Genomic DNA, 14,739 nt, shown 5'->3' with positions numbered 1-14,739 from the left:
CGGCGTGCGCGACTCCGTGTGATCACGTGGACACCATGATCGTTGTGGGGGTCGACGGGCTGCGGCCCGGTGTGCCGGCGATGGAGTGGTCGGTCAGCCAGGCTCTGCCGCACGTCGCCCCCTGCCCCATCGTGGTCGTGCGCGGGCGATGACGGTTCGGTACGATCGGGCGGTCGGGTTCCGACCTTCTTCGATGGCCCGGGCGTGCCGATGAAGCGCCCTTCTCATGGATGAACACACCACCGCGGGAGTGCGCCGCGCGATGTCATGAGCGTCCGCACGCGGACCCCCAAGGATCTCCGCGGGCAACGGCGCCGCCGTCCGCCGCGATGTCTCGGGCATCTGTACGCCGCCCCGCTCTGGCCCCTGCACGGCGTCAACCTGGGAACTCTGCTCCGCACGTGTGACGCGGTGGGCGCCTGCCTGGCCGTGCCCCGGCTGCCGTGGGTGCCCGAGGCGCTGGCCCGGGGGAACACGCTGCGGCAGCCGGCCTGCGTCCACTGGGTGCGGCCGCTCCGGTGGCTCGCGGAGCGGCGGGCGGCCGGGGCGAGCGTGCTCGGGGTCGAGCTGGCCGAGAACGCGATCAGGCTGGCCGACCTGCCGATGGCGCGGCGGCCGACCGTCGCCGTCCTCGGGCACGAACACGACGGGATCCCGCCGGAGGCCCTCGACCTGCTCGACGACGTGGTCGAGATCCCGATGATCGGGACCGGCGCCAGTCTCAACGTCGCGGTCGCGGGGTCGCTGGTGCTCTACAAGCTGGCGGGCATGGCCTGACCCGATCGCGGAATGATGATCGGTACCAGGCCAGGTACCAGGCCATACGAAGGAGCGGACATGCGGATCGGCGTCGTCTTCCCCCAGACCGAGATCGGCCCCGACGTCGGCGCGGTGCGCGCCTACGGGCAGCGGGTGGAGGAACTGGGGTTCCGGCACGTGATGGCGTACGACCACGTGCTGGGCGCCGATCCGGACGTCCACCAGGGGTGGGCGGGCCCCTACGACGTGGACACCGCCTTCCACGAGCCGATGGTGCTGTTCGGCTACCTGGCCGCGCTGACCTCGCTGGAGATGGTGTCCGCGATCATCATCGCGCCGCAGCGGCAGACCGCGCTGCTGGCCAAGCAGGCGGCCGAGGTCGACCTGCTGACCGGCGGCCGGTTGCGGCTCGGGGTGGGGCTCGGCTGGAACCGGGTGGAGTACGAGGCCCTCGGCCAGGACTTCGCCACCCGGGGCCGGCGGATCGAGGAGCAGGTCGCGCTGATGCGGCGGCTCTGGACGGAGCGTTCGCTCAGCTTCGACGGGGAGTTCGACCGGGTGACCGGCGCCGGGCTGGCCCCGCTGCCGGTGCGACGGCCGATCCCGGTCTGGTTCGGCGCGCAGTCCGCCCCGGCGTACCGGAGGGCCGGGCGGCTCGCCGACGGCTGGTTCCCGCAGATGGAGCCGGGCCCCGGCCTGTTGGAGGCGAAGGCGGCGGTCGAGCGGGCCGCCGCCGAGGCGGGCCGCGACCCGGCCGCCATCGGGATGGACGGCCGCCTCCGGTGGACCCCCGACCAGGAGGCGCTCGCCGAGGTGGCCGGGCGGTGGCGGGACCACGGCGCGACCCACGTCAGCGTCAACACGATGAACGCGGGGCTGCGCACCGTCGACGAGCACCTGGCGGCGCTGGAGAGCGCCGCAGCCGCCCTGATCTGATTTCCCGACAAAATACGTAGGTTTTTAGGGTATATACGTAGTTTCGCTGATGTGCGGAGCGGCCCGGCCGAAGAGTGTGGAGGGCATCAGTCCACTGCCGCCAGAGGTGCCGATGCGTTACGAACTGCTTGGGCCGCTCCGTGTGTCCGACGGCCGGGAGTCCCATTTCCTCAGCGCTCCGAAGATGGAGACGACCCTGGCCATCCTGCTCGTCAGGGCGGAGTGGGTCACGACCAAGGAGCAGCTCATCACCGAGTTGTGGGGGGAGTCGCCGCCCCAGCGGGCCTCGGCGGCGCTGCACGTCTACATCTCCCAGTTGCGCAAGTTCCTGGCCGCCGCCGGGCACGGCGACGGGGAGACGATCGTCACCCGGTCGTCCGGCTACGTGCTGCGCCTGCGCGACGCCGAGTACGACGTGACCGACTTCCAGCGGGCCGTCGGCCACGGCAGGCTCTTCCTCCAGGCCGGGCGGTACGAAGAGGCGCTCGCCCAGTTCGAGGAGGCGCTGCGGCTGGTGCGCGGGCCGGTGCTCGACCAGTCGCCCGAGGGGCCCGTGCTCGCCGCGTTCGCCGCGTGGGCGGAGGAGGAACGGCTCGACTGCCTGGAGTTGTCGATCGAGGCGCGCACCGCGCTCGGACGGCACCGCGAGGTGATCGGCCCGCTGAACGGGCTGATCACGCAGCATCCGCTCCGGGAGTCGTTCTACCGTCAGCTCATGCTGGCCCTCTACCGGTCGGAGCGGCAGGCCGACGCGTTGCAGGTCTACCGCACGGCCCAGCAGGTGCTGCAGGCCGAGCTCGGGGTGCAGCCCTGCCCCGCGCTGCGGCGGCTGCACCACGCGATCCTGACCTCCGACGCCCTGCTCGACCTGCGTGCGGCCAGTTGACCACCGCCGGCACCTGGCTGCGCCGCTACCACGCGAGCCCTTCAGCCGAGGCCGAACTGGTCTGCTTCCCGCACGCGGGCGGCGCGGCGGCCTACTGGTATCCGCTGTCGGCGCTGCTGGCGCCCGGCGTCGAGACGCTGGCGGTGCAGTATCCGGGCCGGCAGGACCGCCACCGCGAACCGCCGGTGACCGACCTGCACACGCTGGCCGACCGGCTGGCCGAGGTGCTCGGCGAACCGGCGGCCCGGCCACGTGTGTTCCTCGGGCACAGCATGGGGGCGTCGCTGGCCTACGAGGTGGCCGCCCGGCTGGAGGGGCGCGCCGGCGCGGCTCCCGCCCGGCTGATCCTGTCGGGCCGCCGCGCGCCGTCGCGGTGGCGGCCCTCCCCGGAGCCCTCGGACGACGCCGCGCTCGTGGCGCGGGTGCGGGCGCTGGGCGGCACGGACGCCGGCCGCCTCACCGACCCCGACGTGCTGGAGCTGGTGCTGCCCGCGCTGCGCGCCGACCACGCGGCCCTGGCGGGCTACCGCGACACGCCGGGCGCGGCGGTCTCGTGCCCGGTGACGGCCTTCGCCGGCGACCACGACGAGGAGGCCCCCGTCGCCGACGTGGCGGCCTGGCGGCACCACACGACCGGCGGGTTCGACCTGCGGGTGTTCCCCGGCGGCCACTTCTTCGTCGCCGACGACGCGCCGGGCAAGGCCCGCCTCATCGCGGACCTGGCGCGGGCGGTTCCGACACGCTGAGCAGGCGCACCAGCGCGGCGCGGGAGCCGACGCCGAGCTTGGCGTAGATGCGGTTGAGGTGGACGTCGACCGTGCGGGGGCTGATGCGCAGGCGCTCGGCGATGTCCTTGGTCTTCAGGCCCTCGCCGGCGAGGTCGGCGACCTCGCGTTCGCGTGAGGTCAGCTCGCCCAGGCCGGCCTGCGGGCCGAGGGCCAGGTGGTGGACGGCCGCGCGGGCGAGGTCACGGGCCCGCGCGCCTCCCGGAGGGCCGTCGCCGAGCAGGGCCAGCGCCTCCTCGTAGCAGCGGGCGGCCTGTTCCCACCGGCGGGCCTGCGCGAACACGTGGCCCTTGGCGAGCAGGGCGTGCCCGGCGGCCTCCGGCAGGCCGACGGCGACCGCGGCGTCGGCGGCGGCCTCGGCCCAGCGGGCGACGCGGGCGGGCCGGCCGTCGTCGGCGCGCAGGGCCGCCGCGGCCAGCAGCTCATAGCACCAGGCCGCGTAGACCTGGACCGGCTCGGGCACCTGCTCGGGCAGGTCTCCCGGCTCCGGCTCGTGGGGGAGCAGCAGGGCCAGCGCGCGGCCGGGTTCGCCGCCCGTCAGCGCGGCCTCGGCGAACAGCAGGGCGTTGATCGGGGTCCTGGCCGCCCCGGGGTCGTCGTCGCGGCCGTTCGGCAGGGTGGGGCGGCCGAGCCGGGCCCAGGAGGCGGCGATCAGCGCGTCGGCCAGGCCGACGTGGTCGTCGCGGCCGATGCGGTGGGCGACCGACCGGGCCTCCAGCGAGACGGTGTGCGCGTCGGCGGGCCGGCCCAGGTGGAACAGGACGTAGCCGAGGGTGCCCAGCAGGGGGGCCATCAGGTGCGCCTCGCCGCGTTCGCGGGCCCCCGACAGAGCACGTTCGGCGTGCGCGCGGGCCTGGTCGTACCACCCCATGAGGGCCTCGGCCCAGGCCAGCACGAGCAGGTGGCCGCCCTCCCGGGAACCGGCCGGCGTCTCCGTCCCGCCGAGGAGCCGGGCGGCGGCCCGGAGCGGCCCGGCGGCCCGGGTGGTGTGGCCGCCGATGACCATGCACATGCCGAGCAGGGCCAGCCGGCCCGCCCCGGTGACGCGGTCTTCGTGCGCGGCGTCGCGGGCCAGCGCCTCGACGTCGGCGCGGGCCGGGGTCTGCCCGGCCAGCACCTTGGAGAGCTGCGCCTGCACGTGCAGCAGCGCGCGGGCGGCCGGATCGGCGTCGCCCCGCGCGGTCAGTTCGGCCAGGACGAGCGCCTGCGCCTCGCCCGCGTCGCCGAGCGCGGCCACGACCGACGACAGGAAGGCCACGGAGCGCGCGCCAACCGGGCCGCCGAGCACCTGCCTGGCCAGCTCGCGGACCCCGGCGGCGTCGCCGGTGGCCGCCAGCGCCCGGACGACCGGCCGCCACAACCCGGGGCCGGGTTCGGCGCCGCGGGCGCGGTGCACCCGCAGCGCCGAGCCCGCCCAGTGGGCCGCCTCGGCCGGGCGGCCGTTGCGCAGCGCGTCGTGGACGGCGGCCACCAGCAGCGCGCTGTCGGAGGAGAGGATCCCGGAGCGTTCGGCGTGCCGGGCCACCTCGGCGGGCGGCGAGCCGGTGGCCGACAGGTGCCGGGCGGCCCTGCCGTGCGCCGCCGACCGCCAGCAGGGGTCGACGGCGCCGTACAGGGCGAGCCGGACGAGCGGATGGCGGAAGGTGAGCGTGCCCGGGCTCCCGGGGACGGGCCTGATCAGGTCGCGCCGCCGGAGTTCGGTCAGCACCCGGCAGGCCACGTCGCGGTCGACCCCGGCCACGGCGGCCACCGCGCCGACGTCGACGACGTCGCCGAGCACGGCCGCGGCGTCGAGCACCAGCCGGGCCTCCCCGGGCAGCGGCTCGGTCTCGGCCAGGAGCCGCGTGCCGAGGCTGCCGCGGGTCCAGGGGTCGCCGTCGTCGGCCGGGCGGTCCCGGTGCCGGCCGGCCAGCGCCGTCAGGTAGAGCGGGTTGCCCATCGCGTCGTCGTGCAGGCCCTGGACCATCTCGTGGGCCACGCCGTCGAGCAGCCGGGCCGACTGGCCGTAGGTCAGCGGGCCGAGCGCGACGGAGGCGACGCCGCCGAGATCGAGCACCGAGCGCAGCCGGACCGGCGACTGACGGGGGCGGTGGGCGACGACGGTGGTCAGCGGGCCGTCGACGGGACGCCGGATGAGCATCTCCAGCAGGGCGACGGAGAGCGGGTCGGCCCAGTGGACGTCGTCGAGGAGCAGCAGCACGTCGCCGGGCGCGGCGGCCAGGCAGTCGGCCAGCCCCCGGCGCACGGTGACGAAGAGCTGGTGGCGTCCGGCGAACGTGCCGCTCCCGGACTCTCCCGCCGCGCCGAGCACGTCGATCAGGGTCGCGGCGGCGGGCACGATGCGGCCCTCCGTCCCGCGCCAGGTGGCCAGGGCCTGGAGGAAGGGGTGGAACGGCTGTTCGCCGCCCGCCTCGGAACAGCGGCCGGACAACACCGTGACGCCGTCTCGGCGGGCCTCCCCGGCGAGAGCGCCGAGCAACCACGACTTGCCCGCGCCGGGGTCGCCGGTCAGTTCGGCGACCAGGCCGTGGCGGTCGCGCGCGGCCCGGACGAGACGGGTCAGGCGGTCGAACTCCACGTCTCGGACGAGGGCGGGACGCCGGATCTCCTGAGCACGAACGGTGACCGTCATCTTCGCGGACGCCTCCCCAAGGTTTCTATACAAAACCTACTGGAATTAGGGAATAGCATAACCAACCTTCGCGGCCCGCCCGATTAGCGCGCCATCGGAATACCGGGTTAGCCCCCGTCCGGAATGGCCGCGCCAGGACCCCGGCGGCCGCTGACCGGGCACGAAACATCCCGGCAAATTGCCGCGAACCGGATTCTGGGGGCGTTAAGTCCCGCTTTAGAAACGGGGCCAAAGATGAGGCTCGCCATACCGGCCGATTCGAGGGGTGAGCAGCCTGTGTCCACACTCCGGGACGTCCACGCCCGCCACGCGGTCCGGCGCATCCCCCTCGGCGACGCCGCCGAGGTGCTGGTCGACCTGCGCGACGGCACGCCGGTCGTGCGGTGGCTGGACCTGGTGGTGGCCGGGACCCGCGCCCACCTGCGGCTGGTCAGGGAGTACCGGGGCGGATCGCGGCAGGAGGCCGGGCTCGGGCCGGGCTGGCGGCTCGACCCCGCGCCGGTCCGGGGCCCGGCGGGCGAACCCGTCGTCGTCGACGACCAGGGCCGCGTCGTCACCCTGCACCGCGACACCGGCGGCCTGATCACGAAGATCGTCGACCCGCTGGGCGCGCAGGCCGCCGCGTTCCTGTACGACCTGGCCGGACGCCCCGTCCGGCACACCGACGCCGCAGGCGCGGCGACCGTCTTCCGCTGGGACGACGACGACCGCCTGACGGCCCTGGAGGACCCGGCCGGCGGCACGCTGGCCTTCTCCTACGAGGCGCGGGCGGTGACCACGCTCGACTGGGGCGGCGGCCGGCTCACCTTCGCCTACTCCCCCGGCCGGACGACGGTGACCGACGCCGCCGGGCGGGTGACCGTCCACGACTTCGACGAGAGGGGCCGCCTGGTCGCGCTCGGCGACGGACGCCGCTGGGCCTGGACCGACGGCGACCTCCTCCACGAGGAGACCGACCCCCTCGGCGGCGTCGTCACCCGCGAGTACGACCAGGAGGGCCGGCTGACCACCCTGCGGCTGCCGACCGGCGAGGAGAGCCGCGCGGAACACGGGCCGCGCACCGTCCTGCGCGACCCGGCGGGCCGGGAACTGCGGCTGGACACCGACGACGAGGGCCGCCTGACGCGCGCCCTGGCGCCCGGCCGCGACGAGCCCCTCGACATCCGCACCTACCATCCGATCCACGGCCGTCCCCTGACGTTCACCGACGGCAACGGCCACACCACCTCCTTCGGCTACGACGCCGCCGGGAACCTGACCACCGTCACCCCGCCCACGCCGCTCGGCCCGGTCCGGTACGCCCGCGACGGCCTGTCGCGGGTCACCGCCGTCACGGGCGGCGACGGCCGCACGGTCGGCTACCGGCACGACGCGGCCGGGCGCCTGGCCGAGGTCCTCGACGAGGCGACCGGCACGGTCCTGGCCTCGTTCTCCCACGACGGTCTCGGCCGGGTCGTCCGCCGCTCCGGTCCCGGCTGGTCCTACGCCCGCACGTGGACCCCCACCGGCCGCGGCCCCCGGATCACCCGGTCCGTGCGCACCGCCGGCGGCGAACCGGCCGAGGAGGTGCGCTACGACCATTCCCCCGACGGCGACCTGCTCGCCGTCACCACCCCCGGCGGCACCACGGCCTACGCCTACGACGATTTCGGCCGGCTCGCGACGGTGACGACCCCGGCCGGGCACGTCGCCCGGCTCGCCCATGACGCCGCCGGCCGGCTGGTCCGGGTGGACCTGGGGGCGGCCGTACAGGAGATCGAGCACGACGCCTCGGGCCGCCGCACCGCGCTGACCGTGCGCGGCCCCGACGGCGAACCGCGCCTGACCGCCCGGTACACCTACGAGGGCGGCCTGCTGCGCACCGCCGAGATCGACGGCGCGACCGTCGTGTACGCCTACGACGAGCTCGGCCGCCTGGTGCGCGCGGGCGAGACCGAGTACGCCTACGACCGCGCGCACAACCTGGTCAGGCTGGGCCGGGTCGCCTTCACGCTGAACGCGGCCGGGCAGGTGACCCGCTTCGGCGACACCGAGTTCACCTACGACGGCGCGGGCGACTTCGTCGAGGAGGTCAACCCGACCGGCTCGTTCGCCTACAGCCCCACCCACCAGACCCTCACCGGCGTCTTCGGCGGGGTCCGGGTCGTGGACGTCTCCTACGACGGCCTCGACCAGCGCACGCCGCGCCGGATCACCGAGACCACCGTCGACGGCCGGACCGTCACCCACGTGCTGACCTGGTCGGAGCTCGGACTGCTGCGCGTCGCCGACGACGGCGCGCCCACCGACCTGGTGCGCCTTCCCGACGGGACGCCGATCGCCCTGACGGCCCCCGGCGGAGAGCACCACTGGATCGTGACCGACCACCAGGGCTCGGTGGCGGCCCTGGTCGGCGCCGACGGCGAGATCACCGCCCGCTACCGCTACACCCCCCACGGGGCCGTCACCGCCGAGGGCCCGGCCGCCGCTCTGAACCCGCTGCGTTTCCTGGGCGCCTACCAGCTCCTGCGCAGCGCGCACGTCCTCGACGACCACCTCTACAACGGCCACTGGGGCCGTTTCACCCAGCCCGACCCGCGGCGGCGGGCGTACGCGCCCTACACCTTCCGCGACAACGACCCCGTCAACACCGCGACCCCGACCCGGCACGACTTCTGGGCCGTGCTGAGCGGTCACCCGGTGGAGCGCTTCTTCCCGGGCCCGCCGCCGCCTCCCCTGCCGGAGTGCGCGGGCGACCGCATCCCCCTGATCGCGGGCGAACCACCGGCCCGCTTCCCCCTGGACTGACGAGAGAGGACCTCATCATGGCCGACCAGATCGTGATCCGCGCGCCCAAGGAGATCGTGGTGAAGGTGGTCGACGACGTCACGGTCGCCGACCCGCAGATCGGGCAGACCGGCACGTTCGACGACGAGATCTACGACGAGGACGGCAACCTCCTGGGCACCTCCCACGGCTCGTTCCGGATCGAGTACGTACGCCCCGGCGACGGCGGCCTGATGACCTACTACACCGAGGACATCACGCTGACCGACGGCACCATCCACGCCGAGGGCTGGGCCGACTTCAACGACGTGCGGACCAGCGAGTGGGTCTACTACCCGGCCACCGGCACCGGCGGCAGGTACGAGGGCCTCACCGGGTTCCGCACCTGGCGCATGACCGGCGTGCGGGCCTCGGCAGAGGCGCGCATCCTGCTCGCCGGCTGAGCCGATGCACATCCTCTCGGCCGCCTCGGCGCTGCCCGGCCCCCCCGTGGACAACGCGGCGCTGGCCCGGCGCTTCGGCATGGACGCGCTGTGGGAGCAGTGGGTGGAGGTCTTCATCGGCACCCGTGCCCGCCACCTGGCGCTCGACCTGGAGTCGGGCAAGGTCACCACCACCCTCGCCGACCTGGCCGCCGACGCCGGGGCCCGCGCCCTGGCGGCGGCGGGCGTGACGGCGGGCGAGGTGGACGCCGTCGTCCTGGGCACCGCGACCCCCGACCGGCTGATGCCGGCCACCGTGAACGTCGTGGCCGACCGGCTCGGCATCGACCAGGTGCGCACCTTCCAGTTGCAGTCGGGCTGCTCGGGGGCCGTCCAGGCGCTCGACGTGGCCCGGCAACTGCTGCTGGCCGGGGAGACCGGGACGGTGCTGGTGCTCGGCGGCGACGTGATCGCCCGCTTCTACGACGTGACCCGCGACCTGACCAGGGCGGCCCCGGCCGAGCTGGTCAACTACGTGCTGTTCGGCGACGCGGCGGGCGCGGCCGTGGTGTCGGCCCGGCCCGCGCCCGGCTCGGCGGAGGTGCGGGCCCTGTTCACCCGCCTGGTCGGCCTGGGCCGGGAGCCCGGCGCGGTGCTGGAGTGGTTCGGCCCCGCGGACCGCCACGCCGACCGCGACCACGACCGTCCGGCGGCGACCGAGGACTACAAGGCGATCGAGAGGCACGTGCCCGAGATGACCGAGGAGGTGCTGCTGGAGCTGCTGCGCGCCACCGGCTGGACCGACCGCGACGTCGACCTGGTGCTGCCGCCGCAGCTCTCGGGCCGGATGACCCGGCTGATCACCGACCGGCTGGCGCTGCCCGCCGCCCGGGAGGTCTCCGTCGTCGACCACGCGGGCAACTGCGGCAACGCCATCGTCTTCCTGCAACTGGAGCGGGCGCTGGCCGAGATCTCCCCCGGCGAGCGCGCGGTCGGGGTGTCGATCGAGTCGAGCAAGTGGATCAAGGCCGGGTTCGCGCTGGTAGGCGGCGCGTCGTGATCGGCCTCCCACCCGCCGCGGAGTGGCCGTCGGTGCGGGGGCTGCTGGCGGATCTGCCCGACGAGGCGCTGCCGCGCGCCGGCCGGTTCCTGGCCCGGCTCGACCCCGCCGACGTGCTCGCCGCCCATCCGGCCACGCCCCTCGTCTCCCTGTACGTCACCGGGCACGGCACCCTGGCCGCGCTGCGCCCGGCGCTGGCGGTGGAACTGGCCCGGCACGGCCTGCTGGCCGGGATCACGCTCGCCGACTTCGACGCCTGGGTGCGCGACCTGGCCGACCCCGCGAGCGATCTCTACACGACCCTCGGGAAGGCCGACGGCCCGGCGTTCGCGCTGGCGGTGCTCGACCCCGAGATCGTCGCCGCCGAGTTGCCGCCGCCCTGGCGGGCCGGCGACGCGGCCCGGGTGCTCGACGCGAAGATCGAGCTGGTGGAGCGGCTCGCCGCGACCTTCGCCGCGACCGCGCGCGGGGCGACGCTGGTGCTCAACACCCTCCCGCTGCCCCGGGAGCTGACCGCCCAGCTCCTCGACCGGCGCGAACGGGCCGCCCTCGGCGCGGCCTGGCGGGAGGCCAACGCCCGGCTGCTGCGGCTCGACCACCCCGAGGTCGCCGTCGTCGACCTCGACCCGCTGCTCGCCGAAGGGGTGCGCGCCCGCGACCCGCGCCAGAGCGTCTACGCCAAGGCCCATCTGACCGACGACCTGCTCGCCGCGTACGCCCGCGAGGTCGCCCACCTGGCCCGGCAGGCCGCCGGGCCGGCCAAGAAGGTGCTGGTGCTCGACCTGGACGAGACCGTCTGGGGCGGCGTGCTCGGGGAGGTGGGGCCGGAGGGCGTCGAGGTGGCCGAGGGCTACCGGGGCGAGGCGTTCACCCGGTTCCAGCGGGTGGTGCGGCAGCTCGGCTCGCAGGGCGTGCTGGTGGCGGCGGTGAGCAAGAACGACCCCGAGCCGGTGGCCGCCGTGTTGCGCGACCACCCGGGCATGACGTTGCGGGCGGGCGACTTCGTCCAGGTGCGGGCCAACTGGCGGCCCAAGCACGACAACCTGGCCGAACTCGCGGGCGACCTCGACCTCGCCGCCGACAGTTTCGTGTTCGCCGACGACAGCCCCTTCGAACGCGGCCTGGTGCGCCGCGAACTGCCCGGCGTCGCCGTGGTCGACCTCACCGGCGAACCGGCGCTGCACGTCGCCGCGCTGCTGCGGGACGGCTGGTTCGACGTGCCCCGGCTCACCTCCGACGACCTGGCCCGCCCGGCCCGCTACCGCGAGGAGGACGCCCGGCGCGGCTTCCTGGAGAGTTTCGACTCCCTGGAGGGCTACCTGGCCGAACTCGGCACCGAGGTGCGGCTCGCGCCCGCCGCGCCCGCCCAGCTCGACCGCGTCTCCCAGATCACCCTGCGCACCAACCAGTTCAACCTGACCACCCGGCGGCTCTCCCCTGCCGAGGTGCGCGACCTGGCGGGCGATCCGGACGCCTGGGTGCTCGCCATCTCCTCCGCCGACCGGTTCGGCGACCACGGCCTCGTGGGCGCGGTGCTGTTGCGCCGCGACGGCGCGGTGCTGCGGGTGGAGAACTTCCTGCTGAGCTGCCGGGTGTTCGGGCGCGGCATCGAGCACGCGGTGCTGGGCGCGGTGCTGGAGCACGCCCGCGGCTCCGCCGCCCGGGAGGTGCGGGCCGCCTACCGCCGCACCGCCAGGAACGGCAGGGTGGCCGGCTTCTATCCCGAGGCCGGGTTCGCGACCGTCCACGCCGACGAGGCGGGAGCCGAGTTCCGGCACGACCTGACCCGGCCGCCGGAACCGGTGCCGCACATCCGCCTCAGCGCCGATTTCGGAGGACAACAACCATGATTTCCGTCGAGGAGTACGTCGCGCTGCTGCGCGACGAACTGGCCCTCCCGGTCACCGAGGACGACCTCGGCCGGTCGCTCGACACGGTCGACACCTGGGACTCGGTGCACCTGCTCACGCTCTGCACGCTGCTGGAGCGCCAGACGGGCCGCCCGCTGCCGTTCGCCCGGGTGCTGGAGGCGCCCAGCCTGGCGGCGGTCTACGAACTGGCGACCGCGTCATGACCGGCGTCCCGCCGTATCCGGAGCGGCGGCACACGCTGTTCTTCCTGGAGGTCATCAGGGACTTCTCCCCCGTCTTCCTCGACACCGAGGTCGACATGACCCGGGTGCTGGCGCACCGCGCCACCCACGGCCACGCGATCACCGCCTACGTCCTGCACGCCGCCGGGCGGGTGCTGGCCAAGCACCCCGAGGCCAACGCGGCGATCCAGGGACGGCTCCGCCCCCGGGTGGCCCGTTATCCGTTCGTCAGCGGCAAGGTCACCCTCGACCGCACGCTCAACGGGCGGCGGGTCGTGCTCGGCACGGTCGTGCCGAACCTCCACGAGGCGGCCATCGCCGACATCCACGCCCACCTGACGCGGGTGCGCCACGGCGACCCGGAGAAGCTGAAGGACTTCGAGGGGGTACGCCGGCTGCACCGCGCGCCGTGGGCGCTGGGCCGCCGCAGGTTCCGCAAGGCCGCCCGGTCGCTGAGCCTGCGCCCGCACCTGACCGGCACCTTCGCGGTGACCTCGCTCGGCCACCGGGCCGTCGACTCCTTCCACTCGGTCGGCGGCACCACCACCACGTTCGGCGTCGGCCGGATCACCGACCGGGTCGTGGTGCGGGACGGGGCGCCCGCGGTCGCGCCCGTGATGCGGCTCAGCCTGTCGTTCGACCACCGGGTGATCGACGGCGCGGAGGCCGCCGACGTGCTGACCGAGGTGAAAGAGGCCCTGGAGAACCTATGACCCACCTGGACGAGCTGAAGAACTACGTGATCGCGCACGCCCGATCGCAGGGCATGCCGCCCGAGCACTCGGCCGCGATCCTGGCCCGGATCCACGACGACGACTCGTGGGTGCGCGAGTGGAGCGCCGAGGGCGACCGGCTGGCCGCCGGCGACCAACCGCTGGAGGCCAACGCCCACTACATCATGGCCCGCTTCCCCTACGCCGACGGCCCGGCCCGGCAGGAGGCCGCCGCGCGCAGCCGCGCGGTCTTCGACCGCTGGCGGGCCGGCTTCCCGGCGATCAGGCCGCTGGAGGGCCCCGCCCCCGGCTGGACCGTCGGCCTGGACGACCCCACACCCCGGCCGCTGCTGGTGCTGACCGGCGGCATCATCTCCGTCAAGGAGCAGTGGGCGGCCGTGCTGCCGCAACTCGACGCGCTCGGCTTCGCCGGGATCGTCACCGAGATGCCCCGCGTCGGCGAGAACCCGGTGCCCTACGACGCCGACGCCTGGCGCTTCTTCCCGGCCCTGCTCGACGCGGTCGAGGGCCGCGCCGACACCGGCAGGACCTACCTGCTGGCGCTCAGCTTCAGCGGCCACCTGGCGCTGCGCGCCGCCCTCCACGACGACCGGATCAGGGGCGTCGTGGGCGCGGGCGCGCCGCTGCACCACTTCTTCACCGACGAGAGCTGGCAGGCGAGAGTGCCCGGGATCACCACCGAGACGCTGGCCCACCTCGCCGGGACCGACCCGGGCAAGGTCTACCCGCTGATCCGCGACTGGGCGCTGACCCCGGAGGAGTTGTCGGCGCTGCGTGTCCCGGTCGCCCACGTGACGAGCCTGCGCGACGAGATCATCCCGCCCGCCGACGCCGCCCTGCTGCGCGAGCGGGTGAGCGGGGTGCGGGTGCTGGAGCACGACGACGTGCACGGCGCGCCGTCGTCGTTCGCGCAGACCCGCCTGTGGACGCTGCTGTCGGTGCTGCGCATCCACGGCGGCTACGCGCCCCAGCGGGTGGCCCTCACCAAGGAGTTCTCCAAGCTCCGGTACGCCTCATGACCCGAACGCGCGCAGGAAGGTGTCGACCCCCGCGACGGCCACCTTCTCGGCCTCCCGGGAGTCGAGCGGGCGGGAGCCGAACGTGCTCAGGGTCGGCAGTTCCTCGTAGACCAGGGCGATGAACTGGTTGGCCGCCCTGACCGGGTCTTCGATGCGCAGGTGGCCGGCGTTGGCCAGCCGCGCCAGCCGCCCGGCCAGCGCCTCGATGAACTGGTCGGGACCGCTCGCCCTGACCTGGTCGAACAGGTCGGGGAAGCGGACCGCCTCGGCGTAGAGGAGGCGGCGGACGGCCTGGGACTGCTCGTCGGTGTAGCAGGCCACGAGCTTGCCCGCGACGTCTTCGAGGCCGGGGCGCAGCCCGTCGGCCTCACCGGGAAAGGACTCCAGGACCTCCATCGTCTTGCCGTTGGCCCGCGCCGCGGTCTCGGTCATGACGTGGCGGAACAGGTTCTCCTTGGAGCCGAGGTGGTTGTAGATGGTCGGCTTCGCCACCCCCGCCTCGGCGGCGATCATGTCGAGGCTCGCCTGCGCGTAGCCCACGCGGGCGAACACCCGTAGCGCGGCCTCCACGATGGCCCGGCGTTTGTCCAGCCGCCCTCGGTCGGAGGTCGATTTCTCGGTGTCGCCAACGCTCATTTGGCCATGCTA

At 74.7% G+C, this 14,739-nt stretch carries 13 protein-coding genes; 11 read left to right on the top strand and 2 right to left on the bottom strand.

The window, feature by feature from the left end:
- Positions 1–267 precede the first annotated feature (267 nt).
- From AW273_RS18595 to AW273_RS18580, 4 genes are all read left to right on the top strand, one after another.
- Positions 268–777 carry a TrmH family RNA methyltransferase gene (locus tag AW273_RS18595; RefSeq protein ID WP_062349601.1) on the top strand — a complete coding sequence of 170 codons (510 nt, stop codon included), beginning with the start codon at positions 268–270 and terminating at the stop codon, positions 775–777.
- Between the two features lie 60 nt (positions 778–837).
- Positions 838–1,695, top strand: a complete 858-nt coding sequence (locus AW273_RS18590; RefSeq protein WP_062349600.1) for an LLM class F420-dependent oxidoreductase — start codon at positions 838–840, stop codon at positions 1,693–1,695.
- A gap of 112 nt (positions 1,696–1,807) precedes the next feature.
- Positions 1,808–2,581, top strand: coding sequence for an AfsR/SARP family transcriptional regulator (locus AW273_RS18585; RefSeq protein ID WP_062349599.1), 774 nt, complete (start codon positions 1,808–1,810; stop codon positions 2,579–2,581).
- Positions 2,578–3,327, top strand: a complete 750-nt coding sequence (locus AW273_RS18580; RefSeq protein ID WP_083949863.1) for a thioesterase II family protein — start codon at positions 2,578–2,580, stop codon at positions 3,325–3,327. Before AW273_RS18585 ends, AW273_RS18580 begins: the two co-directional genes overlap by 4 nt.
- Here AW273_RS18580 and AW273_RS18575 read toward each other — a convergent pair.
- Positions 3,290–5,998: an ATP-binding protein gene (locus AW273_RS18575; protein ID WP_062349598.1), complete on the bottom strand. Its 2,709-nt coding sequence runs from the start codon at positions 5,996–5,998 to the stop codon at positions 3,290–3,292. The genes AW273_RS18580 and AW273_RS18575 overlap by 38 nt on opposite strands.
- A gap of 276 nt (positions 5,999–6,274) precedes the next feature.
- Here AW273_RS18575 and AW273_RS18570 point away from each other — a divergent pair, with 276 nt between their 5' ends.
- From AW273_RS18570 to AW273_RS18540, 7 genes are read left to right on the top strand one after another with little or no spacing between them, the layout of a single operon-like run.
- Positions 6,275–8,785 carry an RHS repeat domain-containing protein gene (locus tag AW273_RS18570; protein WP_062349597.1) on the top strand — a complete coding sequence of 837 codons (2,511 nt, stop codon included), beginning with the start codon at positions 6,275–6,277 and terminating at the stop codon, positions 8,783–8,785.
- A 17-nt stretch (positions 8,786–8,802) separates the two neighbouring features.
- Positions 8,803–9,207, top strand: coding sequence for an allene oxide cyclase barrel-like domain-containing protein (locus tag AW273_RS18565; protein ID WP_030454064.1), 405 nt, complete (start codon positions 8,803–8,805; stop codon positions 9,205–9,207).
- Positions 9,208–9,211: 4 nt separating this feature from the next.
- Positions 9,212–10,246 carry a 3-oxoacyl-ACP synthase III family protein gene (locus AW273_RS18560; protein WP_062349596.1) on the top strand — a complete coding sequence of 345 codons (1,035 nt, stop codon included), beginning with the start codon at positions 9,212–9,214 and terminating at the stop codon, positions 10,244–10,246.
- Positions 10,243–12,096, top strand: coding sequence for an HAD-IIIC family phosphatase (locus AW273_RS18555; protein WP_062349595.1), 1,854 nt, complete (start codon positions 10,243–10,245; stop codon positions 12,094–12,096). Before AW273_RS18560 ends, AW273_RS18555 begins: the two co-directional genes overlap by 4 nt.
- Positions 12,093–12,320 (top strand): hypothetical protein, encoded by a 228-nt coding sequence (locus AW273_RS18550; RefSeq protein ID WP_062349594.1) that lies wholly within the window; start codon positions 12,093–12,095, stop codon positions 12,318–12,320. The genes AW273_RS18555 and AW273_RS18550 overlap by 4 nt, the downstream gene beginning before the upstream one ends.
- On the top strand, positions 12,317–13,051 hold the full coding sequence (locus AW273_RS18545; RefSeq protein ID WP_062349593.1) for a 2-oxo acid dehydrogenase subunit E2: 735 nt from the start codon (positions 12,317–12,319) through the stop codon (positions 13,049–13,051). Before AW273_RS18550 ends, AW273_RS18545 begins: the two co-directional genes overlap by 4 nt.
- Complete coding sequence (locus AW273_RS18540) at positions 13,048–14,091, top strand: alpha/beta fold hydrolase (RefSeq protein WP_062349592.1); 1,044 nt, start codon at positions 13,048–13,050, stop codon at positions 14,089–14,091. Before AW273_RS18545 ends, AW273_RS18540 begins: the two co-directional genes overlap by 4 nt.
- On the opposite strand, the gene AW273_RS18535 is transcribed toward AW273_RS18540, so the two are convergent.
- Positions 14,086–14,727: a TetR/AcrR family transcriptional regulator gene (locus AW273_RS18535; protein WP_062349591.1), complete on the bottom strand. Its 642-nt coding sequence runs from the start codon at positions 14,725–14,727 to the stop codon at positions 14,086–14,088. The genes AW273_RS18540 and AW273_RS18535 overlap by 6 nt on opposite strands.
- Between the last annotated feature and the right edge of the window lie 12 nt (positions 14,728–14,739).

The sequence above is a fragment of the Herbidospora yilanensis genome, assembly GCF_001570565.1.
Taxonomy (GTDB): Bacteria; Actinomycetota; Actinomycetes; order Streptosporangiales; family Streptosporangiaceae; genus Herbidospora; species Herbidospora yilanensis.
This window is presented reverse-complemented; position numbering and strand designations above follow the sequence as displayed.